Source organism: Leisingera sp. ABM4_060, from assembly GCF_056158765.1.
Window position 1 is genome coordinate 2,211,810 of the sequence record NZ_JBSWTX010000001.1, and the last position, 22,462, is coordinate 2,234,271.

A 22,462-nucleotide genomic window follows, 5' to 3' on the forward strand; every position below is an offset into this window, starting at 1 on the left:
AGCTGCTCTTGATCCCTGCGGTGCGCCGACAACAACCATTGGATGTAAATTTATTCAAATACAGTATAGTTAATTTTGCGTAACACAACAGAGGAAGGGCATACCGCGCAGCTATTCCGCCTTAACCGCAATCTCTTCTAGAAAATTTGCGCCACGGAACCGGACGAGCGGCTAACGCACGCTCAGCGTGCATATTGTAAACCTCTTGGTTCCAAACCACTGGCTGTTCACTGGAGTCAGGACCCATTAATCCTGCACAAAGCGGTAACCGCTGCCGGTGCGTTCGGCCCGCCCCACGCCGCCTCCCGGCAGGTGATAGCCGACCATCTGCATCTGCTCGGCGGCAAGCTGATCCAGCAGCCGTGTCCGGGCTGCCGCCGCCGCTTGCGGGTCCTGATCGCTGCCTACCGGCCAGGACGGTTCGGCAAAGCTGACGTGATGGTTACCGACGGCATCGCCCAGGATCATCACGCTATTGCCGCCACCGCGGATCTCATACGACATATGGCCCGGAGAATGGCCAGGTGTAGCGCGGGCCGCGACACCGGGCAGGATTTCGGCACCATCCGCAAACAGCTGCACCCGGTCCGCCAGACCCTCGAGACGGCGGCGGGCGCCAACCGCCATCGCGGCCCGGCCGCTGCCGATGCGCGTTGCCGTTTCCGGGTCGGACCAGTAGTCCCACTCTGCCTGGCCCATCATGTGCACTGCTTCTGGAAACAGCAGGTCCTCAAAATCATCCAGCACCCCCCAGAGATGATCTGGATGGCAATGCGTAAAGACCACGTGGGTCACATCTTCAGGCGCAATTCCGAGGGTCTCCAATGCCGAAGGCAGCCTGCCCGCACTGTCCTGAAACCCTGTCCCAGACCCCGCATCGAACAGCACCACCCTGCCCTCGTCCCGCAGCAAGGTGACGTTGATCTCCGGCTGCAGCGGCCCGGGTGCCACGCCATACTGCTGCAGCAGCGGCTCGAGCACCTCCGGGTCCAGCCCGCCGAAAACGAATTCACGCGGCAGGGTCAGCGTACCGTCAGAAACCGTTTCAATCCGCTTGCCGCCCAGTTCGATCCCCGCGGAAGCCCCGCCCGCCGATGCCGCCGATGCCAGCGCCGCTGCGGCCGCCAGGCCAAAATCCCGTCTGGTCAATGCCATGACATCTCCCTTTGCGTTACCGCCCGTCAAATGCATACATACTGTTTATTGAATTATATGAAGATACCGCAGCAACTGAAACACTCCGCGTTGACGCAGGCGGGCAAAAAATATTGTGTGAAGCTATCTAGCCAGCCCCTGCGCCGCGCAGGTGCGGCGCAGGGCAGAGCAGAACCGATGCGCAGCAGCCGAGAGCTGGTGCCCGCGCCGGACGCAAAGCCCCACCGCGCCCAGCGTGCTATCCGTATTCAACGGCAGCGCGGCCATGCTGCCCGCCTCCAGCTCTGGCCGGACAACACCCTGGCTGATGAACCAGATAGCCCGGTGCGACAGCACAAAACGCCGTCCCAGGACAGCGGAGACGGTCTCGACCGGGAAGCGCGGCGTCACCAGCCCCTGCTCCAGGAACATCCGTTCAACAAAGGGGCGGATGATCGACCCTTCCGAAGGCATCAGCACCGGATAGCTGTCAAAAGCAGCTGGAGGAACATGGACGGCACCGGCCAAGGGGTGATCCTGCGCAACAACGGCCACCACCCGTTCGCGGAACAGCGGGTCGAATTCCACGCCGGCCATGGTTTCCGGTGCGGGCAGCCTGCCCACCACAACGTCCAGACTGCCGCGGCGCAGCTGGTCGGCCAGGTACTGATTCTCGCCGGTCCGGACCATGAACCGCCCCGGTGCGCCGCCCGCGCGCAACTGCGCCAGCGTGTCCGGCACCAGATCGGCAGCCACCGTGGGCAGCGCCCCGATGGAAACCAACGGCCCGTCGGCCTCGCCCATTCCCTGCAACAGCGCCACGCCGTCGCGCGCCAGGGCCAGGCTGCGCCCCGCGTGCTCCCGGAACAGCTCGCCATAGGTGCTGAGGCGGATGCCGCGGCCGTGTTTTTCGACCAGGGGCTTGCCGCAGACTTCCTCCAGTTCGCGCAGGCTGCGTGTGACCGCAGGCTGGGTCATGCCCAGCGCCTCGGCAGCCTGGGTGACGCTCATCTTGCGGGCCACTTCGACAAAGACCTCAAGATGGCGGAGTTTCAATGATGACGATAGCCGCATATCAAAGTGATTATGATTTCATGCCGTTTTCAGAATTATACAGACCAGTCCCGGTATGCGATACTCCCCGCAGCCAAGGGAGAGCAAGATGACGCAGGACCGTTACAGCCGCGGCATGACGGTGCGGCGGCAAGTGCTGGGGCACAGCCATGTGGACCGCGCCGAGGCCGCCATGACGGCGCTGGACCAGCCATTTCAGGAGCTGATCACCGAAACAGCCTGGGGCACTGTCTGGGCGTCAGACCGGATCAGCCTGCGCGAACGCTCGATGCTGACGCTGGCGCTGCTGGCCGCGACCGGCAATTTTGACGAGATCCCGATGCATATCCGTGCCACCGCCCGCACCGGTGCCAGCCGCGACGATGTGCTGGAGGCCTTCCAGCATGTGGCAATCTACGCCGGGGTGCCGCGGGCCAACCGCGCACTGAAGCTGGCCAAGCAGACCTATGCGGAAATGGAGGCCGCAAAAGCCGCCGACTGAGGAGTACCCAGATGCCGAAACCCGGTGAATTCTATCAGCGCGACCGGCGCTGGCACCCGCCCGCCCTGTCGCAGGACTACAAGACCTCGGTGACCCGGTCGCCCCGGCTGCCGCTGATCAGCCTGGAGAACACCGCCAGCGAGATCACCGGGCCGGTGTTCGGCCACAATGACATCAATCCCGGCGACAACGACCTGCTGCGCAATTTTGCAAAACCCGGCGAAAGCCCGATCGGCGAGCGGATCATCGTGCATGGCCGGGTGCTGGACGAAAACGCGCGGGCCGTGCCGGATACCCTGGTGGAGATCTGGCAGGCCAATGCCTCGGGCCGCTACCGGCACAAGAAGGACACCTACCTCGGCGCGCTGGACCCGAATTTCGGCGGCTGCGGGCGGGTCCTGACAGATGAAAACGGCTGCTACCATTTCCGCACCGTGAAACCCGGCGCCTATCCCTGGCGCAACTGGGTGAACGACTGGCGCCCCGCACATATCCACATCTCGGTCTTCGGCTCCGGCTTTGCCCAGCGGCTGATCACCCAGCTCTATTTCGAGGGCGATCCGCTGATCGCCCGCTGCCCGATCGTGAACACCATTCCCGACCCCGAGGCTGTCGATATGCTGATTGCCCGGATGGACATGAACGCAACGATCCCGCTCGACACCATCGCCTACAGGTTTGACATCGTGCTGCGCGGGCGGCGCTCGACCCTGTTCGAAAACCGGCTGGAGGGGAACTGATGACGCAAAGGCTGGATTACCTGAAGGAAACGCCGTCGCAAACCGCGGGACCTTATGTGCACATCGGCCTCGCTCCCGGTGCGGCGGGGTTCGAGATCTACGAACGGGAGCTTGGCTGGGACATCGCAGGCCCCAATGCGGCCGGTGAGCGCATCCGCGTCGAGGGCGTGGTGCTGGATGGCACCGGCGCACCGGTGAAGGACGTATTGCTGGAGGCCTGGCAAGCCAATGCGGACGGCGTCTATCCGCACCCAGAACATTCCGGCGGCGTCGAGGAGGGTTTCCGCGGCTGGGGCCGGGTGATCACCGATTTCGAGAGTGGAGAATGGGGATTTGACACCGTGAAGCCCGGAGCAGTGATGGGGCGCAACGGCCGGATGATGGCGCCGCATATCAACCTGTGGATCGTGGCCCGCGGCATCAATGTGGGCCTGAACACCCGTCTCTATTTCGAGGATGAGGCCGAGGCAAATGCCGCAGACCCAGTGATCAACCTGATCGAATGGGAAAGCCGCCGCCAGACCCTGATCGCTCGGCGCGGCGAACGGGACGGCCTGACTGTTTACCGCTTTGACATACGCCTGCAGGGCGAAGGTGAAACCGTTTTCTTTGACATTTAAGGGGAAAGGCCATGAGCAAACCCTGTATCATCTGCGTCGCCATCACCGGCTCGGTGCCGACCAAGGCCAACAACCCGGCGGTGCCGGTCACCATCGCCGAACAGATCGAAAGCACGCAGGAAGCCTTTGAGGCCGGCGCCTCCATCGCCCATTGCCATGTGCGCAATGACGACCAGACGCCGACCTCGGACCCGGAGAAGTTCGCCCGCCTGATGGAAGGCCTGCAAAATCATTGCCCCGGCATGATCGTGCAGCTGTCAACCGGCGGCCGCTCCGGCGCCGGACATGAACGCGGCGGCATGCTGCCTCTGCGCCCCGACATGGCCTCGCTGTCGGTGGGCTCCAACAACTTCCCGACCCGGGTTTATGAGAATTCGCCTGATCTGGTGGACTGGCTGGCCTCAGAAATGCGCACTTATGAGGTCAAGCCCGAGATTGAGGCCTTTGACCTCTCGCACATCCACCAAGCGGTGAAGATGAACCGCGAGGGGCGCATACCTGGAACCCTCTATGTGCAATTCGTGATGGGGGTGAAGAACGCGATGCCGGTCGATAAGGATGTGTTTGATTACTACGTCAAGACCATGCGGCGGCTGGCGCCGGAGGCCCAGTGGTGCGGCGCCGGGGTCGGGCCCGGGCAAATCCTGGTCAACGAATGGTCCATCGCCGCGGGCGGCCACACCCGTACCGGGCTGGAGGACAACATGCGGCTGGACCGCGGGACCCTGGCGCCGTCCAACGCGGCGCTGGTAAAACGTGCCGCAGAGCTGTGTGAAAAATACGAACGCCCCGTCGCCACCTGGCAGCAGGCCCGCGAAATCCTGGAGCTGCGGCCGGCATAGGAAACCTGCGCAAGCCGCTTGCACTGCAATCTCAGACAGCTAGATTGCACACATTCACAACCAGGGGTGGCGCGCCATGCCTGTTTCCACACCCCAACCCGGTCTGGTCATTTTCGATTGCGACGGCGTCCTGGTGGATTCCGAGCCGATCTTCCTGCGTGTCCTGCACCGCTACCTGCTGTCGGCAGGTGCTGCCCTGACCCATGCCGATTGCTGCGCGCAATTCATCGGCAAGAGCAAGGGTGACGTGGAAGCCTATTTGATGGAGAACGGGCTGGCGGTCCCGGCGGACTGGCCGGATGCGTTCTATGATCAGGCGATGGTGGAGCTTGAACGCGACTGCCAGGCAATCGACGGCGTGCGGGAAGTGCTGCAGGTGCTGGTTCAATCCGGCATTCCGTTCTGCGCGGCCTCCAACGGGTTGCGCGGCAAGATCGAATTCACCCTGTCGCACACCGGTCTGCTGCCGTTCTTTGAAGGCCTCATCTATTCCGCCTATGAGGTGGGCCGCAGCAAACCGGCGCCGGATGTGTTCCTGTACGCGGCTTCGCTGCACGGCATCCCGCCCGCGCGCTGCACGGTGATCGAGGACAGCCCCAGCGGTCTGGAAGCGGCGCAGGCGGCAGGCATGGCCTGTTTTGCCTACTCCGGTGCAGGCACGCTGCCGTCCGGCCGCCTGTTCGGCGCCCAGCCCTTTGGTGCCATGTGGCAATTGCCTGCACTGCTTGGGCTAAGGTGAGCCTCAGCGCTCCACGCGCTTCCCTCAAACCTTCTGCACCCTCACGTGAAGCGGCGGCGCGCGCTATCCCTCGCCGGAGAGATCCTTGAGAATCGGGCAGTCCGGGCGGCTGTCGCCTGCGCAGCCTTTGACCAGCTCGCCCAAGGTGCCCCGCATCGCCTGCAGGTCGGCGATCTTGGCCTCGATCTTGGCCAGATGCTTCTGCGCCAGCCGTTTCACATCGGCGCTGGCGCGGCTTTCGTCCTCATACAGCGCCATCAGCGTGCGGCAGTCCTCGATGGTGAAGCCCAGCGCCCGGGCCCGGCCCAAAAATGCCAGCTTGTGCAGATCGGTTTCGGCAAAGCAGCGGTAGCCGTTGGCACTGCGGTGCGGCTTGATCAGGCCGATGTCCTCGTAATAGCGGATGGTCTTGGCCGGAAGGCCTGAGCGGCTGGCCACATCACCGATATTCATGCGCTTGCCTCCTGCTTGGAACCTGCTTCAGGGATCTTCCCGGCCCCCTCCTCATCTATGGCCGGTTTCAGCCGGCGCAAGCGCAGGGCGTTGGCCAGCACAAAGACGCTCGACAGCGCCATGGCGCCTGCCGCCAGCGCAGGCGACAAGAGCGGCCCGCCGAAGGGGTACAGAACGCCTGCCGCCACCGGCACCAGCAGAACGTTGTAGCCAAAGGCCCAGCCCAGGTTCTGGCGGATGTTGCGCATGGCGGCGCGGCTGACGGTCAGTGCACTCACCACGCCGCGCAGATCGCCCGAGACCAGCACCACATCGGCTGCCTCGATCGCCACATCGGTGCCGGTGCCGATGGCAATCCCGGCATCCGCCGCCGCCAGCGCAGGCGCATCATTGATGCCGTCGCCGACAAAGGCCAGCGTGCCATGATCCGCCTGCAGTTCCTGCAGCGCCCTTACCTTATCCGCAGGCAGGCATTCCGCCTTGACCGCGTCGATCCCCAGCCGCGCGGCAATCGCCTGCGCCGTGGCGGTGGCATCGCCGGTGATCATCGCCACCTTAAGCCCCTGCTCGTGGAAGGCCCTGATGGCCGCGGGGGTGCCCGGCTTGATTGGATCCGCCACCGCCAGCGCCGCCGCCGCCCGGCCGGCAATGGCCACAAACAGCGGCGTCTCACCACGCTGCGCCAGCCGCTGCCCTTCTGCCTCCAGACCGCCCAAGGCAATGCCCTCGCGCGCCATCAGCCGGGCCGCGCCGGCCAGAACCTCTTGCCCTTCCACCTCAGCGCGCAGGCCGTAACCGGGAATAGCCTCGAATGCATCTGCCTTGGGCAGGCTTCTGCCTGCCGCAGCCGCAATTGCTTGCGCGATAGGGTGTTCGGAGGAGGCTTCCGCTGCCCCGGACAGGCGCAGCACCTCCTCGCGGCTGAAGCCGTCCGCACAGATCAATTCGGTCAGCACCGGGCGGCCTTCGGTCAGCGTGCCGGTCTTGTCGAGCGCCACCACCTGCACCTTCTGCAAGTGCTGCAGCGCGTCACCCTTGCGGAACAGAACACCCATTTGCGCCGCCCGCCCGATCCCAACCATGATCGAGGTCGGCGTGGCCAGCCCCATCGCGCAGGGGCAGGCGATGATCAGCACCGAGACCCCGGCCACCAATGCCAGCGGCAGCGCGGGCGCCGGGCCGAAGACCAGCCAGGCCAGCACCGTGAGTGCGGCAACCGCCATGACAGCTGGCACGAACCACAGCGTGATCCGGTCCACCAGCCCCTGCACCGGCAGCTTGGCCCCCTGTGCCTGCTCCACCATTTGGATGATCTGCGCCAGCACCGTATTGCGCCCGACCCGGATGGCCCGGTAGTCCAGCACACCGTTGCCGTTGACCGTGCCCGCCGTGACGCCGTCGCCGCGGGACTTGGCCACCGGCAGCGGCTCGCCGGAGATCATGCTCTCGTCAACATAGGAGCTGCCGGAGATCACCTCGCCATCCACTGCTATCCGTTCCCCCGGGCGGCTGCGGATCAGGTCTCCGGCGCCGATCTCTTCCACCGGCATGTCCACCGCGTCGCCGCCGCTGACCACCAGCGCTGTCTTGGGCTGCAATCCCGCCAGCTTGCGGATCGCGGCACCGGTGCGGCCCTTGGCGCGGGCTTCCAGAAAGCGCCCCGTGAGGATCAGCACCACGATCACTGCCGCGGCCTCGAAATAGACATTGGCGGTGCCCGCAGGCAGCAGCCCTGGCGCAAAGACCGAGAGCACCGAGAACCCGTAGGCTGCCGCAGTGCCCAGCGCCACCAGCGCATTCATGTCCGGAGCACCTCGCAGCAGCGCAGGAAAACCCTTGGAATAGAACTGCCGCCCTGGCCCGGCCAGCACAGCAGTGGCCAGGGTGAATTGCAGCAAGTGACTGTTCTGCAGACCGATATTGGCCGCGACCCAATGGTGCAGCGCCGGGATCATGTGGCCGCCCATCTCGATCAGAAACACCGGCAGCGTCAGCAGTGCAGCCAGCAGCACCTGCCGCCTCAGGGCGGTGATCTCCTCCGCCTTGCGCCGGTCCGCCTGCTCTGCTTCATCCGCCGCCGCACCACTGAGGCGGGCGGGATACCCCGCCTCGGTAGCAGCCCGGGCCAGATCTGCAGCCCGCGCGGCACCAGTCAGGTAGCTGACCTGCGCGGTTTCATTCGCCAGGTTCACACTGGCCGACAGCACCCCCGGCACTGCCAGCAGCGCCTGCTCAACCCGGCCAACACAGGACGCACAGCTCAGCCCCCCGACCGTCAGCACCGCCTGCGATTCCGCCGCCGGATACCCCGCCGCCGCCAAAGCGCCGGTCAGATCCGAAAGCGGCACATCCCCGGCCGCCGCCACCTGCCCTGTGGCATTGGCCAGGTTCACCGAGGCCGAGGACACCCCTTCCACCCCGGCCAGGGCACGCTCTGCCCGCCCGGCACAGCCTGCACAGCTGAGACCGGTGATACGCAATGAAATCCGGGTGTGGTCCGACATGGGATATCCGCTGATTTGGGTCCTATGCCTGCCTATATGAGGGTTCCAGTCAGAGGAAGGTCAAGGCACTTCGGCAAGCTTCCTTCCAAAAACAGGAAGCTTACGGTCAAGTTTCTGGAACAGCGGTGCTTTTGTTCACCGCCGCGTGGCGCGGACAGCATGTCTGCGGTCGCATTTGAGGCAAAGTATTGAGGACCTGCGCTGATAGGGTGGCCATGCAATGCTTGCACGCGCCAGACCGCAAATGTAACGCTTGGTCAGGCAAACAGATATTGCATCGCTCATCGCAAAAAATTCACCCCGGTTCCGCCCTGCGCGGCCCGGCCCCGAAGTTAGAAGACGAAGGACCAACCGATGATCAAGACCCGTGCCGCCGTCGCCGTGGCTCCTGGCAAGCCGCTGGAAATCATGGAAGTGAACCTGGAAGGCCCCAAGGCGGGCGAGGTTCTGGTGGAAATCAAGGCGACCGGCTTGTGCCACACCGACGAATTCACCCGCTCCGGCGACGACCCGGAGGGTATCTTCCCGGCGATCCTGGGCCATGAGGGCGCAGGCGTCGTAATCGAGGTCGGCGAAGGCGTGACCTCGCTGAAACCCGGCGACCACGTGATCCCGCTCTACACCCCGGAATGCCGTGAGTGCGAGTACTGCCTCAACCCCAAGACCAACCTGTGCCAGGCGATCCGCTCGACCCAAGGCGCCGGCCTGCTGCCCGACGGCACCACCCGGTTTTCGATGCAGGATGGCACCCCGATCCACCACTACATGGGCTGCTCGACCTTTGCCAACCACACCGTGGTGCCGGAAATCGCGCTGGCGAAAATCCGTGAGGACGCGCCTTTCGACAAGGTTTGCTACATCGGCTGCGGCGTCACCACCGGCATCGGCGCAGTGATCAACACCGCCAAGGTGGAAATCGGCAGCCGCGCAGTGGTCTTCGGCCTCGGCGGCATCGGCCTCAACGTCATTCAGGGCCTGCGGATGGCCGGTGCTGACCAGATCGTCGGTGTCGACCTGAACCCGGGCAAGGTGGAAATGGCCACGCATTTCGGCATGACCGATTTCGTCAACCCGGCCGAGGTCGAGGGTGATCTGGTGGCGCATCTGGTGGAACTCACTGGCGGCGGCGCGGATTACACCTTTGACGCCACAGGCAATGTCAATGTGATGCGCACCGCGCTGGAATGCGCGCACAAAGGCTGGGGTGAATCAATCATCATCGGCGTGGCGCCGGCGGGGGCCGAGATCTCCACCCGCCCGTTCCAGCTGGTGACCGGCCGCTCCTGGCGCGGCACCGCATTCGGCGGCGCCTCGGGCCGCACTGATGTGCCGAAGATCGTGGATTGGTACATGGACGGCAAGATTGAGATCGACCCGATGATCACCCACAAGCTGACTCTGGACCAGATCAACGAAGGCTTCGATCTGATGCACGAAGGCAAGTCGATCCGGGCGGTTGTCGAGTTCTGAAGACTTTACAAGCTAAAGAAAAGAAACGCAGGCCCTGGAGCCTGCGTTTTTCTTTGGAAGCCTGCACGCCGCACCGCCGGCCGGGCGATCAGCTTTCGCTGGCAGCCTCCACCGCATCCAGGCTGACGCCATAGCCCCAGAGGCAGCGCAGGTGTTTCAGCACCTCCTCCTGATCCTCCTCGTCCAGATGGATGCCATCGCGCACTGTGTGGGTCAGCTTCAGCTCCCGGTCACCGCGCAGGTCGGCATCGGTCACCTGAATATCCGGCTCCAGATAGGCCAGGTCGTATTGCTTGGCCAGGTCGCGGCGGATCGCTTTGTAACCTGCCCGGTTGTGGATCTGGCTCACCACCAGATTGGGCAGATCGGCGTCGTTGGTCAGGGTGAACAGCTTGAACTTGCGGATCAGGTTCGGCGACAGGAACTGCTGGATAAAGCTTTCGTCGCGATAGTTCGCCCAGGCTTCGCGCATCACCTTGCGCCAATCCGGATCGCCGGCGAAGTCCGGGAACCATTCGCGGTCCTCATCCGTCGGATCCTGGCAGATGCGGCGGATGTCCTTCATCATCGCAAAACCCAGCGCGTAAGGGTTGATGCCGGAGAACCGCGGATCGTCATACTCCGGCTGCAGAACCACATTGGTGTGGCTGTGCATCATCTCCATATAGGCGCCCTGGGTGATCTGGCCCTGCTCATACAGCTTGTTGATGATGTAATAGTGCACAAAGGTCGCGCAGCCCTCGTTCATCACCTTGGTCTGTTTCTGCGGATAGAGATACTGCGCCAGCATCCGCACAATGCGCAGAAGCTCGCATTGCCAGGCATCCAGAACCGGGCTGTGTTTCTCCAGGAAATAGAGGATGTTTTCCTGCGGCAGGTTCATCATCTTGCGGCGCGCGCTGTAGGAGGCGTCTTCGACCTCTTCCAGCTTATCCCGGCCTAGCGTCGAGTCAGTCCAGATATCCAGCACGCTCTGACCGCTCTCATAGCCTTCGCGCACCTTCTGCATCGCCACCAGTTCTTCGGTGGTTGGCTTGGGCGGGCGGCCGTAGCGGAACACCCCCTGGGACTGCATCGCATGGGCGGCGTCCAGCACCTCCTCCACCGCGCTGAGGCCGTAGCGCTCTTCGCAGGCGGCGATGTAGTTTTTGGCAAAGGCGAGATAGTCGTGAATGCCCGCCGCGTCGGTCCATTGCTGGAACAGATAGTTGTTCTTGAAGAAGTGGTTATGGCCAAAGGCCGCATGCGCCATCACCAGGGTCTGCATTGCCATGGTATTTTCTTCCATGTTGTAGCTAATGCAGGGGTTGGAGTTGATGACGATCTCATAGGCCAGGCCCTGGCGGCCGGTGCGGTAGAGCGCCTCGTCCCGGGCAAAATGCTTGCCAAAGGACCAGTGCTGGTACATCAGCGGCAGGCCAACGCAGGAATAGGCATCCAGCATCTGCTCGGCCGAGATGATTTCGATCTGGTTGGGATAAACATCCAGACCAAGGTCGCCCAGCGCGATCTCCTCGATCGCGTCGCGCGCTGTTTCCATCAGCTCAAAGGTCCATTCCGGCCCGTCGAACAGCGGCTCACGCGCCTTTTCAGCTGCCTGCATTCTGCGCCCCTTTCACCTTAGGAAGGAAGAACTCCCGGAAGATCGGATAGATATGGCCGGGCTGCGATACCCGCTGCATCTCGAAATGCTGCGCCTGCTCTTTCACCTCGCGGTAGTTCTGCCACAGGTCTTCGCCTGCTTCCGGGTTGTTCAGCAGCATTTCCGCTGCCTCATCCACGATCTCCACATAGGCGTAGAACTGGCTGACCGGCAGCAGATCGTTCAGCAGCAGATTTTTGCACCTGACCGAGTCATTGCCGAAGTTTTCACCATCCGAGGCCTGGGCGCCGTAGATGTTCCACTCATCCGGCGGATAGCGCTCCTCGATGATTTCCTTCATCTTTTCCAGCGCGGTGGACACGATGGTGCCGCCGGTTTCGCGGGCGTAGAAAAAGGTCTCCTCGTCCACTTCCTGGGCGTGGTGGGTGTGGCGCACGAACACCAGTTCGGTGTGCTCGTAGCAGCGTTCCAGGAACAGATGCAGCAGCAGGAAGAAGCGTTTCGCCAGATCCTTTTCCCGTTCCTGCATGGAGCCGGAGACATCCATCAGGCAGAAGACCACCGCGCGGGAATTGCGGATCTTCTCGGGCACAAAGGTGTCGTAGCGCAGATCCAGCGGGTCGATGTAGCCAACCACCTTGCGCTTGCGGATGATGCCTTCGAGACGCTTTTTCAGCTCCTCCAGGAAGGCCTCCTGCGGCGCGGTGCGTTCATCCAGCGCCTCCAGCTCGGCGATTTGCTCTTCCAGGTCCTTCTGCGTTTTTGTCGTGGGTCGCTGCAGCGCAATGCGGCGTCCCAGCGAGTTGCGCATGGTGCGCACCAAGTTGAGGTTGTTGGGCGTGCCCGCGGTGGTGAGCCCGGCCCGGCGGGTGCCGATGGTTTCGGTCTCCACCGTGGCCTTTTCCACCAGATCCGGCAGCTCCAGCCCCTCGAACAGGATCTCCAGGTATTCCTCCTGAGTCAGGGTGAAGGAAAACTCGTCCTCGCCATCCCCGTCCTCAGAGGCCTTGCGGCCGCCTTCTCCTGCGCCGCCCTGCGGCCGCTTGATGGTGTCGCCGACAACAAAATCCTTGTTGCCGGGGAGCACATGGCGGCGGGTGCCGCCCTTGGAGGAGTGAAAGAACCGCGGCTCTTTCAATCCTTTTGAAGGTATGGTGACCTTTTCGCCTTCGTCCGGAACGCCGCTGCCGCTTTGGATCGACTTCCCCCGGACCGACTGATCGACGCGCTCCTTAATATTCTCCCGGGCCCGCCGCAGGAACCGTTGCCGGTTCCCGAGGCTTTTGCCCTTCGGATTGGCGCGCCTGTCGATGAAATGATGCATGTTGCACAGCGCTCCTCTTTAGCCCGCCTTGTTGACGCGCATGTACCATTCGACCAGACGCCGCACCTGGCGGTCGGTATAGCCGTGGCCGCGCATCCGCTCGACGAACTCCTGGTGCTTGCCTTCGGTCTTGCTGTCCTTCTTGGACCCGAAGGAGATCACCGGCAGCAGTTCCTCGACCTGGCTGAACATGTGCTTCTCGATCACATCGCGCAGCTTCTCGTAGGAGTTCCAGGCCGGGTTCTTGCCGGTGTTCGCACGGTGGCGCAGGGCAAATTTCACAACCTCGTTGCGGAAGTCCTTGGGATTGGCGATGCCGACCGGCTTTTCAATCTTGGAAAGCTCGGCATCCAGCACCTCGCGGTTATAAAGCTGGCCGGTGTCCGGGTCCTTGTAGTCCTGCTCCTCAATCCAGGCGTCGGCATAGGAGATATACCGGTCAAAGACGTTCTGGCCGTACTCGGTATAGCTTTCGAGGTACGCCTTCTGGATCTCGTTGCCGATGAACTCCTCATAACGCGGAGCCAGTTCAGTCTTGATGAACTCGAGGTACTTCTGTTCGGTCTCCTGCGGGAACTGCTCGCGCTTGATCATCTGTTCCAGCACATACATCAGATGCACCGGATCCGCCGCCACCTCGTCGGTGTCGAAGTTGAAAGTGGTCGACAGCACTTTGAAGGCAAAGCGGGTGGAGATGCCGTTCATGCCCTCGTCGACGCCGGCGCGGTCCTGGTATTCCTGCACCGTCTTTGCCTTGGGATCGGTATCCTTCAGGCTTTCCCCATCGTAGACGCGCATCTTTGAGTAGAGGTTCGAATTCTCATGCGGCTTCAGGCGGGTCAGCACCGAGAAGCGGCTGAGGATCTTCAGTGTCTCCGGCGCGCAAGGGGCATTGCGCAGTTCGCTGTTCTCGATCAGCTTGTCGTAGATCTGCGATTCATCGGAGACCCGCAGGCAGTACGGCACCTTGACGATCGACACCCGGTCAATGAAGGCCTCGTTGTTCTTGTTGTTCTTGAAGCTTTGCCATTCGCTTTCGTTGGAATGCGCCAGGATCAGGCCGTTGAACGGGATCGCACCAAAGCTTTCGGTGCCCATGTAGTTGCCTTCCTGGGTCGCCGTCAGCAGCGGATGCAGCATCTTGATCGGCGCCTTGAACATCTCGACAAATTCCAGGATGCCCTGGGTCGAGCGGTTCAGACCGCCGGAGAAGCTGTAGGCATCCGGGTTGTCCTGGCTGAAATGCTCCAGCTGGCGGATGTCGACCTTGCCGACCAGGGTCGAGATGTCCTGATTGTTCTCGTCGCCCGGCTCCACCTTGGAGACACAGATCCGGCGCAGCCGCGACGGGTACAGGCGCACAACCGAGAACTTGTTGATATCGCCATCGAATTCATCCAGGCGCTGAACCGCCCAGGGCGACATCAGCCCCGGCAGCCGGTGCTGGGCAATGCCGTATTCCTCTTCCAGCACCTTGCCCATGCGGACCGGGTCGAACAGGCCCAAGGGGCTTTCGAAAATCGGCGAGATCTGGTCGCCTGCCTTCAGCACGTAAATCGGCTGATCCTCGACCAGGCGCTTCAGCCGCTCCGCCAGCGAGGACTTGCCGCCCCCGACCGGCCCCAGCAGATAGAGGATCTGCTTGCGCTCCTCCAATCCCTGCGCGGCGTGGCGGAAGTAGCCGACGATCCGCTCGATCGTGTCTTCCATGCCAAAGAAATCGTGGAAGGCGCTGTAGCGCTTGATCGTGCGGTTCTGAAAGATTGGCCCGAGCCGCGCGTCCTTGGACGTGTCTACCAGCTCCTCTTCGCCAATTGCCTTCAGCATCCTCTCGGCGACGTTTGCGTACAGGCTGGGATCGTCACGGCAGGCATTCAGATAGTCCTGCAGCGGCATCTCCTGCTCGCGCGTCTCGCCGTACTGCTCTGCAAAAAGTTCGGCAATGTCTTTCATAGTGGATCAAGCCTCCTGGTTTACTTGGCGCCGTTCCTCCTGGCGTTTTAAGTTCGCGCACGGACAGACAGTGCCCAGCACGTGGGCATAGGTGTCCGCGTCAGTGTTGAGTTCTGATTTCTGCTCGGCGCCGCTGCTGGCGTCATACGTCCGGCTGGCCGCTCTTGGCGGCGGCCTGCGCCCGGAGTCCAGGGCTATCGGCGTTGTGTTACTTACTTTCGAGCTTACACCAATTACGAACTTCTTCCTATCTGAAAGTGGTGTACTTTTAATTAATTGCCAGAAACTTTTGTGCGAAATTCTTATCACATCGCGGCGATCTGCACCGCAGCATGCCCCTTCTGCACTGCGGCGTTTCAACCTTTTCATTCCCCTCTGCCGCCGAAGGTTGCCTGTCCGCTAACACCTTCATCCACATGTCCCCGAACCGGCCGAAGATCCGCCGCCGCCCCTGCGCACTTGGCCGGCAGATGCAATGCACCAACTCCAGCCGGAGGCAGGCCGGACCATCACAGCCGCGTGAAACAGCTAAAAAAATCTGCGGCAGCCAGGACACGGTTTCCGGCCAATTTGCCAGGCAGGCTGCCGCAGCGCTCTGGACAGGGCGGAAAAAATCGTCACAGTATGGCCTCAAAATGGCCGCAAAAGACGGCCGCTGGGCAAAAAACAGGCAACGGAACCACGCAGCGCAGCCAATTTCAGGCCGCGCCGCGAACAGATGAGCGGTAACATAATGAGCACGGTCGCATATATTACCCGCAATATGGCGGGCACCACGCAGCATGGGAGTTTTTCCGAGGGTACACCGGCGCGCATTGATGCCGCACATGCCAAAGACCTGTCACTGAACCTCAGCCCTGCGGATGTCGAAAGCTACGCCCGGCACGGCGGTGATTTGCACATCACTCTGGCCAATGGCCAGGAGCTGGTGCTGGAGAACTTCTATTCCTACGACGCAGCGGGCGCCAAGAACCTGTTTCTCAGCCAGGAAGGCGAGTTCATCGAAGTGGTGCTGGAAGACAAATCCAGCGGCATGCTGTTTGCCACTTACGAACCGCTGGATCTGGCCGGCAAATGGAGCGCCTACGACGAAATGGTGTTCCTCGACGTCGACCGGATCGAACCGGTTGTGGCGCCGCTGGCTGCACCGCTGTTCGGCGGACTGGGCGCAGGCGCGGCGGCAGCCGGGGTTGTTGGCGCCGCAGTCATCGCCGGAGGCGGCAGTGACGGGGGCGGGGACGGCGACGGCAGCGTCGTCCCGACAGTTGACAACCCGGATGCATCCTATCCGGTTTCCGGATCTACGACGGACCCGGTTGAAATCACCGGCACCGGGGCGCCCGGATCCGAAGTCACCGTGACTGTCGGCACCTCGACACAAACCACCACCGTTTCGGATGACGGCACCTGGGGTGTGACCTTCCCGGTCGATGACCTGCCGCCAGATGGCGACTATGACTCGACTGTGCATGTCGTCGACCCGGACGGCGAAGAATTTGACCTGGACGGCCCCGGGGTCGTAATCGACACCACGCCGCCGGAAGCCGAGATCACCAGCGGTGCGGTCTCCACCGGCGACACCGTCAACGGCGAGGAACAAGCGGCCGGCCCGGTGATCGCGGGCACTGGCGAACCAGGGGCGACCGTGTCCCTGACGATTGCGGGCGCGACGCAGACAACTACCGTGGCAGAGGACGGCACCTGGTCGGTCACTTTCACGTCTGATCAGATCTCCGAAGGCGAGTACCAGACAGAGATCACCATCACCACAACCGATGACTTCGGCAACAGCGCGACGACCACTGACCTGCTGGCAGTGGACACCGTTGCGCCGCCCGTCGCGCTGGACATCGTGGAAGGCGACGATGTGATCAACGCATCCGAGGCCTCGGACGGGGTGACCCTCAGCGGCACCGGTGAAGCCGGCGCCTCGATCGAAGTCGAATTCCAGGGCATCACCCGCAGCACCACCGTGGCCGCGGACGGCACCTGGTCGGTCAGCTATGCCGCCAGCGAGATTACCGGCGGCGACTATGACTTAGAGGTGACCATCACCAGCGCCGACGCCCATGGCAATACAACGGTCGAGACCAGCACTGTCCGCGTCGACACCACCGTGAATGCTGCCATCGACAGCGGCCAGGCCGGCGGCGACGACCTGGTCAGCGCCGCAGAAGCCGCAGCCGGCATCACGCTGACAGGCACCGCCGATGCCGGCGCTTCGGTTGAGGTGACCTTCCAGGGCATCACCCGGTCGGTCACCGCTGCAGCAGATGGCACCTGGAGCGTGGATTATGCAGCGTCGGAAATTGCCTCCGGTGAGTATGACGCCGCGGTCAGCGTCACCGCGACTGATGCCAACGGCAACACCGACACCGTGAACGGCACCCTGCGTGTCGACACTGAAACCGATGTGACAATCGATTCAGGCCAGGCAGGCGGCGACGACACCGTCAACAGCACTGAAGCAGCTGCCGGGCTGACCCTGACCGGCACCGGCGAAGCAGGCGCCTCGGTCGCCGTGACGGTCGAAGGGGTGACCCGCAACGCGACGGTGGATTCAGATGGCAATTGGGCGGCCACTTTCGAGGCCGGATCGCTGCCAGCAGGCGAATACGACACCACGGTCAGCGTGACCTCGACGGACGCAGCGGGCAATACCGCAACTGCGGCCGCAGACCTGCACGTGGACACCCTGGTCGACCCGATCACGCTCAACTCAGGCGTCGAGGGCGACGATATCGTCAACGAAACCGAGCGCAGCGACGGGGTGACCTTGACCGGCACCGTCGAGCCCGGCTCCACTGTGGTGGTGCAACTGGGCAGTGCCACGGAAACAGCAACCGTAGACGCCTCCGGCAATTGGAGTGTGGATTTTGCAGCCGGCGACATTCCACAGGGCAGCTATGACGCGGATGTTGTGGTCACCGCCACCGATGCGGCCGGCAATACTGCAGAAATCAGCGACACGCTGGCGATCGACACTGAGGTTTCCCCCTTCACTTCCAACAGTGTCACTGATGATGACGCGGTGAACTTGGCAGAGCGGGCCGCAGGCCTCACCATGACCGGCACTGTAGAGCCCGGCTCTGCGGTCAAGGTCACCATTCAGGGCGTCACCCGCACCGCAACCGTGGACGGCGACGGCAACTGGAGCGCAACGTTCGCGACGGATGACCTGCGCGACGGCACCTATACTGCCACGGCGGAAATCGAGGCGACTGACGCCGCCGGAAATACCGACACCCTGACCGAAACCTTCAGCGTCGATACAGAGTATGACGCGCCCAACATCGGCAGCGTGATCAGCACCGGCACCGGTGTCAGCGGGTTCTTCAGCGACGACTACGAGAGCAGCGACACCGTGCATGAGCTGACAAGTGCCGGCGCCGTGTCCGATGTATCCGGCACTGAAACAGACCTGGGCGGCGGCAATACCCTGTTCAACTTCGACTCCGACGTGCCGGACGGCTCGCATCTGGTGGTCAACCGGGTGGACAGCGCGGGCAACAGCTCCGGCAACATGGTGGTGCTCGAGGACGGCGCCGATGCCTCCGTGCTGGGCCACGCGGGCCTGTCGCAGTTCAATATCGACGAATTGAACCTGGTGCATGCGGACAATGTCGATCTGACCCTGACCGAAGCGGACATCAACGCACTGTCGGACAATGACAACACGCTGATCGTACACGGTGACTCAGACGATAAACTGACCCTTTCCGGGGCGACCGCAGATGGCACCGAAACCATCGATGGCGAGACCTACAACGTCTATACCATCGGTGATGACGGCACTACGCTGATCGTCGACGAAGACGTCAACACCGTGATCTGACCGATTGGCCCGGCAGCCGCGTGCCGCCGGGCCCAAAACTTTGAAAAGCCTTAAACAAAAGGGCAAGGGGCAGGATGCAACCGGGACGCTTTCTTTGCGCCATCGCAGTGATGTGCAGCCTGTCGGCCTGCGCCCAGATGATGCCGTTCAGCGGCACGGTAAGCGCCGCGGACACACCCCCCCGCAGCAATTTCGCGCAGTCCGGCGAAAACACGTCAGAAGTGATCCAAGATCTGATGCAGCGCCGTTCGCTGCTGACCCCTGACAGCGCCTATGGCCAGGTGGCCGAAGCTGCCATTTCCGCCTCTTCCCGCGCCGCCGAAGCGGAGCTGATCAGCGCCAAGCTGCGTGCTGAGGCGGCTTCCAAAAACTGGCTGCCCACACTCGGCCCCTCGGTCAGCCTGACCGACCTGGGCGACCTTGTGGCCGGGCTGCTGATCGAGCAGGTGTTCTTTGACAACGGCCGCCGCAAGGCCGAGCGTGAATTTGCAGCCGCCGACGTCGAAGTCGCTGCCGTCAACCTGTCCGAGGACATGAACACACGGGTTGAAACCGCGGTGGGCCTCTATGCCGCGGCCCTGCGCGGGGATGAGAAAGCGGCCTATGGCCGGCGCGCGCTGCAAAGGATGCAGGAGTTCCGCCGCATTGTGCAGGGCCGGGTGGACGGCGGTGTATCCGACCGCGCCGATCTCAACGTGGTGGACAGCAAGATCAGCGGCATCCGCACCGCTACCGCCACAGCACAGGACGCCGCCGCCACCGCGCGTGCCGAATTGCAGGCGATGACCGGCCAGGCCTTTCCCCAGAAACCTTCGCATCTGGAAATCGGCACCCCGCCAGAGCAGGCGCGGTTCCTGTCGGTGCTTAAGGCCAGTGCCGAAGCGGACCGCATCATCGCGCAGGCCAAATCCGGCCGCGCCGGCCTGCTGCCGCAAGTCTCGGTCGCCCACAACCTGACAACAGACGGCTCCGGCTCCGGGGTGACGCTTGACACCGGCCAGCCGCTGGGCCTGGGCACCCCTGCCTCCTTGCAAGCGCTTGAGGCCTCCAAGGAGGCCGCAACCCGCCAGATCGGCGAGGCCGAGGAGGCGGCGCGGCGCACCTACAGCCGCCAGGTTCAGCAAATCGCCTCCTACCGGCGCCAGGAAGGCGAAACCGCCGCGCTGGTCGTGCGCAGCCGTGAAACCTACCGCCTGTTCGAGAAACAATTCGAGGCCGGCCAGCGCCCGGTGATGGAAGTGATCCAGGTGTATGAGGAGCTGGTGCGCCGCGAACAGGCCTATATCGACGCAAAATACGAGGTGGTGCTGATCCAGTTGCAGCTGGCGCGCGACCTGGGGCTTCTGGCCGATGGGGACAAGATTTGACCGACACCACACAAACCCCGCCCCGTCCCAAGCCCGCCGCCGGCAAAAAACCGGTGCTGCGGGCTGTGCCCACTTCCGGCAGCCCCGCGGCCGTGCCCGAAACGAAGCCTGCGGCCAACGCCCCCTCCCCTGCCCCGCAGGTGCCGCCGCAGCCCATGCCTGAGGCAAAGCCAAAGCCGCAAGAGGCACAGCCCGAGGTCGGCTCGCTGCTGGAAGGCGCCGCGGCACGCATTCAGCACCGCGCCAGCCTGATCGCGACCTTGACAGCCTTGAAGGGCAGCGAGGTGCCTGTCAGCGACATAGCTGCTTTCCTGTGGAGCGAAACTCCGGGTGATTTGTCGCTGCATTCGCTGGCCAAGGCGGTGCAAACCGCTGGGCTGCAGCCGAAGATCCTGGAGAAACAGAGCTTGAACCCGGCGCTCTGGCCGGCCCTTGCGGTGATGTCCGGCGGTCAATGCGTGCTGGTGCTGAGCCAGGCTGAGGATGTTCTGACAATCTATGACACCTCTTGCGCGGATAACCGCACCGAGGTGCCTTTGGAAGAGTTCAGCCCCTATTTCACTGGCACCGTGCTATCGGCCCGCCCTTCGCTCAAGCAGATGGCGGCGAAACACACGCCTCAGATCGATCCGGGCCACTGGTTCTGGAGCGAATTTCCCAGGTACCGCCGCCAGGTGGGCGAAATCATGCTGGGCTCGCTGGTCGCCAATATCCTGGCGGTTTCGGTGGCGCTGTTCAGCCTACAGGTCTATGACCGGGTGGTGCCGCATCAGTCGCATGCCACGCTGTGGGTGCTGGCTGTTGGCGCCTTTCTGGCGATTGCGCTGGAGGCGATGCTGAAACTGGCCCGCGCCCGTCTGACCGATGCAGCCGGCCGTCAGATCGAGCTGTCGGTGCAGCACAACCTGATGCGCCGCCTGATTGGTATGCGGTCCGACAAGAAACCGCTTCCGCCCTCCGGCCTGTTTGCCGCGATGCGCGATTTCAGCTCGGTGCGGGAGTTCTTTACCTCCTCGACCATTTCGACCCTCGCCGACATTCCTTTTATCGCCGTCTTCCTGCTTCTGGTTGCTTCCATTGCCGGTCCCGTGGTCTGGGTGATTGTGGCCGGCGGCATCCTGATGCTGCTGCCTGCCTATTTCATGCAGAAGAAGATGATTGGCCTGACGCGCCAGACCCAAGGCGCAAACGCCAAGGCCGGACGCCTGCTGCATGAGGTGGTGACCGAGCTCGACACCGTGAAGACGCAGCGCGGTGAAGAACGCGTGCTGCGGCTATGGGATGAGCTGAACACGCTGTCGTCGCATTCCGCTACCGAGCAGCGCAGGCTGTCGAGCGCCCTCACCTACTGGTCGCAGGGTGTGCAGCAAGCCACTTATATCACCGCCGTTGTTCTGGGCACGCTCTTGGTTTTTGCCGGTGAATTCACCGTCGGCACCATCATTGCCACCGGTATCCTGACCAGCCGCACCCTGGCGCCGTTGACCCAATTTGCCGCAACGCTGGCACGCTGGAGCAACGTCAAGGCAGCACTGGAGGGGCTGGATGCCATCGCCCAGGCACCGCAGGAAAAGGAACAGGAACGCACCTATCTGCGTCGCCAGAAGCTGGAAGGCCGGTTCGAGCTGCGCGAGATCATGTTCCGCTATGACGATGACGCCGCACCGACCGTGGACGTGCAGGGCGTCGCCATCACTCCGGGTCAAAAGGTTGCGGTGCTGGGCGTGAACGGCTCGGGCAAATCGACCCTGCTGAAGCTGCTGTCCGGCCTTTACGCCCCCGACCGCGGCCGCATCATGCTGGACGGCACCGACATGGCCCAGATCGACCCGCGCGATCTGCGCGCAGGCATCGGGTACCTCAGCCAGGACGTACGGCTGTTTGCCGGCACCCTGCGCGACAACCTGAACCTCAACCAGCTGGAACGCGACGACGAGCGGCTGATGGAGGCGCTGGAGTTCGCAGGTTTGGGGCCGCACGTGCGCAGCCACCACAAGGGTCTGGATCTTGAGATCAGCGACGGCGGCCATGGCCTGTCGATCGGCCAGCGCCAGTCGATCGGCTGGGCGCGGCTGTGGCTGCAGAACCCCTCGGTTGTGCTGCTGGATGAACCCACCGCGGCTTTGGACCAGACGCTGGAACGCACCCTGGTCAGCCGCCTGGAAAGCTGGCTGGAGGGCCGCACCGCGGTGATAGCCACCCACAGAATGCCGATCCTGTCGCTGACCGACCGCACACTGATCCTGCAATCGGGCCGGATGGTGGTGGACGGCCCCCGCGATCAGGTTCTGGCGCATCTGGCCGCAGGGGAAGGCAAGTGAGC

The 22,462-nt window shown here is 63.1% G+C and carries 17 protein-coding genes; 10 read left to right on the plus strand and 7 right to left on the minus strand.

The features are described 5' to 3' along the window. Nucleotides 1–246: 246 nt before the first annotated feature. Together ACXAEH_RS10815 and pcaQ are read right to left on the minus strand one after the other, a co-directional pair. The gene (locus tag ACXAEH_RS10815; RefSeq protein ID WP_475032673.1) at nt 247–1,155 is read right to left on the minus strand and encodes an MBL fold metallo-hydrolase; all 909 of its coding nucleotides are present in this window, start codon (nt 1,153–1,155) and stop codon (nt 247–249) included. 123 nt (nt 1,156–1,278) lie between these two features. Next, on the minus strand, nt 1,279–2,190 hold the full coding sequence (gene pcaQ / locus ACXAEH_RS10820) for a pca operon transcription factor PcaQ (protein ID WP_475032675.1): 912 nt from the start codon (nt 2,188–2,190) through the stop codon (nt 1,279–1,281). Between the two features lie 106 nt (nt 2,191–2,296). Between pcaQ and pcaC the strand changes: the two genes are divergently transcribed. The 5 genes from pcaC to ACXAEH_RS10845 all read left to right on the plus strand — a co-directional run bounded on the left by pcaC (nt 2,297) and on the right by ACXAEH_RS10845 (nt 5,630). Next, the gene (gene pcaC / locus ACXAEH_RS10825) at nt 2,297–2,689 is read left to right on the plus strand and encodes a 4-carboxymuconolactone decarboxylase (protein ID WP_475032677.1); all 393 of its coding nucleotides are present in this window, start codon (nt 2,297–2,299) and stop codon (nt 2,687–2,689) included. Between the two features lie 11 nt (nt 2,690–2,700). Next, entirely contained in the window at nt 2,701–3,429 is a 729-nt protein-coding gene (gene pcaH, locus ACXAEH_RS10830) for a protocatechuate 3,4-dioxygenase subunit beta (protein WP_475032678.1), read from the plus strand. Beyond that, nucleotides 3,429–4,049, plus strand: a complete 621-nt coding sequence (gene pcaG, locus ACXAEH_RS10835; RefSeq protein ID WP_475032680.1) for a protocatechuate 3,4-dioxygenase subunit alpha — start codon at nt 3,429–3,431, stop codon at nt 4,047–4,049. The genes pcaH and pcaG overlap by 1 nt, the downstream gene beginning before the upstream one ends. A gap of 11 nt (nt 4,050–4,060) precedes the next feature. Next, a complete protein-coding gene (locus tag ACXAEH_RS10840) occupies nt 4,061–4,891 on the plus strand; it encodes a 3-oxoadipate:acetyl-CoA acetyltransferase (RefSeq protein WP_475032681.1) in 831 nt (276 codons plus the stop codon). 76 nt (nt 4,892–4,967) lie between these two features. After that, on the plus strand, nt 4,968–5,630 hold the full coding sequence (locus tag ACXAEH_RS10845; protein ID WP_475032682.1) for an HAD family hydrolase: 663 nt from the start codon (nt 4,968–4,970) through the stop codon (nt 5,628–5,630). A gap of 63 nt (nt 5,631–5,693) precedes the next feature. Here ACXAEH_RS10845 and cueR read toward each other — a convergent pair whose 3' ends face one another. Beyond that, entirely contained in the window at nt 5,694–6,083 is a 390-nt protein-coding gene (gene cueR / locus ACXAEH_RS10850) for a Cu(I)-responsive transcriptional regulator (protein WP_475032685.1), read from the minus strand. Continuing rightward, nucleotides 6,080–8,587, minus strand: a complete 2,508-nt coding sequence (locus ACXAEH_RS10855; protein ID WP_475032687.1) for a heavy metal translocating P-type ATPase — start codon at nt 8,585–8,587, stop codon at nt 6,080–6,082. Before ACXAEH_RS10855 ends, cueR begins: the two co-directional genes overlap by 4 nt. A 357-nt stretch (nt 8,588–8,944) precedes the next feature. Between ACXAEH_RS10855 and ACXAEH_RS10860 the strand changes: the two genes are divergently transcribed. Then, a complete protein-coding gene (locus ACXAEH_RS10860) occupies nt 8,945–10,057 on the plus strand; it encodes an S-(hydroxymethyl)glutathione dehydrogenase/class III alcohol dehydrogenase (protein WP_475035561.1) in 1,113 nt (370 codons plus the stop codon). An 88-nt stretch (nt 10,058–10,145) separates the two neighbouring features. Here the strand turns inward: ACXAEH_RS10860 and ACXAEH_RS10865 are convergent, their stop codons facing one another. Genes ACXAEH_RS10865 through ACXAEH_RS10875 form a run of 3 tightly spaced genes read right to left on the minus strand, consistent with a single transcriptional unit; the run spans nt 10,146 to nt 14,937 of the window. Continuing rightward, the gene (locus ACXAEH_RS10865; RefSeq protein ID WP_475032689.1) at nt 10,146–11,660 is read right to left on the minus strand and encodes a SpoVR family protein; all 1,515 of its coding nucleotides are present in this window, start codon (nt 11,658–11,660) and stop codon (nt 10,146–10,148) included. Continuing rightward, the gene (locus tag ACXAEH_RS10870) at nt 11,647–12,984 is read right to left on the minus strand and encodes a YeaH/YhbH family protein (RefSeq protein WP_475032691.1); all 1,338 of its coding nucleotides are present in this window, start codon (nt 12,982–12,984) and stop codon (nt 11,647–11,649) included. The genes ACXAEH_RS10865 and ACXAEH_RS10870 overlap by 14 nt, the downstream gene beginning before the upstream one ends. 18 nt (nt 12,985–13,002) lie before the next feature. Beyond that, nucleotides 13,003–14,937 (minus strand): PrkA family serine protein kinase, encoded by a 1,935-nt coding sequence (locus ACXAEH_RS10875; protein ID WP_475032694.1) that lies wholly within the window; start codon nt 14,935–14,937, stop codon nt 13,003–13,005. Nucleotides 14,938–15,269: 332 nt separating this feature from the next. Between ACXAEH_RS10875 and ACXAEH_RS10880 the strand changes: the two genes are divergently transcribed. From ACXAEH_RS10880 to ACXAEH_RS10895, 4 genes are all read left to right on the plus strand, one after another. Continuing rightward, a complete protein-coding gene (locus ACXAEH_RS10880) occupies nt 15,270–15,659 on the plus strand; it encodes a hypothetical protein (protein ID WP_475032695.1) in 390 nt (129 codons plus the stop codon). An 11-nt stretch (nt 15,660–15,670) separates the two neighbouring features. Next, nucleotides 15,671–18,772, plus strand: a complete 3,102-nt coding sequence (locus tag ACXAEH_RS10885) for an Ig-like domain-containing protein (protein ID WP_475032697.1) — start codon at nt 15,671–15,673, stop codon at nt 18,770–18,772. Nucleotides 18,773–18,846: 74 nt separating this feature from the next. Beyond that, nucleotides 18,847–20,139: a TolC family protein gene (locus ACXAEH_RS10890; protein ID WP_475032700.1), complete on the plus strand. Its 1,293-nt coding sequence runs from the start codon at nt 18,847–18,849 to the stop codon at nt 20,137–20,139. Continuing rightward, on the plus strand, nt 20,136–22,460 hold the full coding sequence (locus ACXAEH_RS10895) for a type I secretion system permease/ATPase (protein WP_475032704.1): 2,325 nt from the start codon (nt 20,136–20,138) through the stop codon (nt 22,458–22,460). The genes ACXAEH_RS10890 and ACXAEH_RS10895 overlap by 4 nt, the downstream gene beginning before the upstream one ends. Nucleotides 22,461–22,462: the final 2 nt, after the last annotated feature.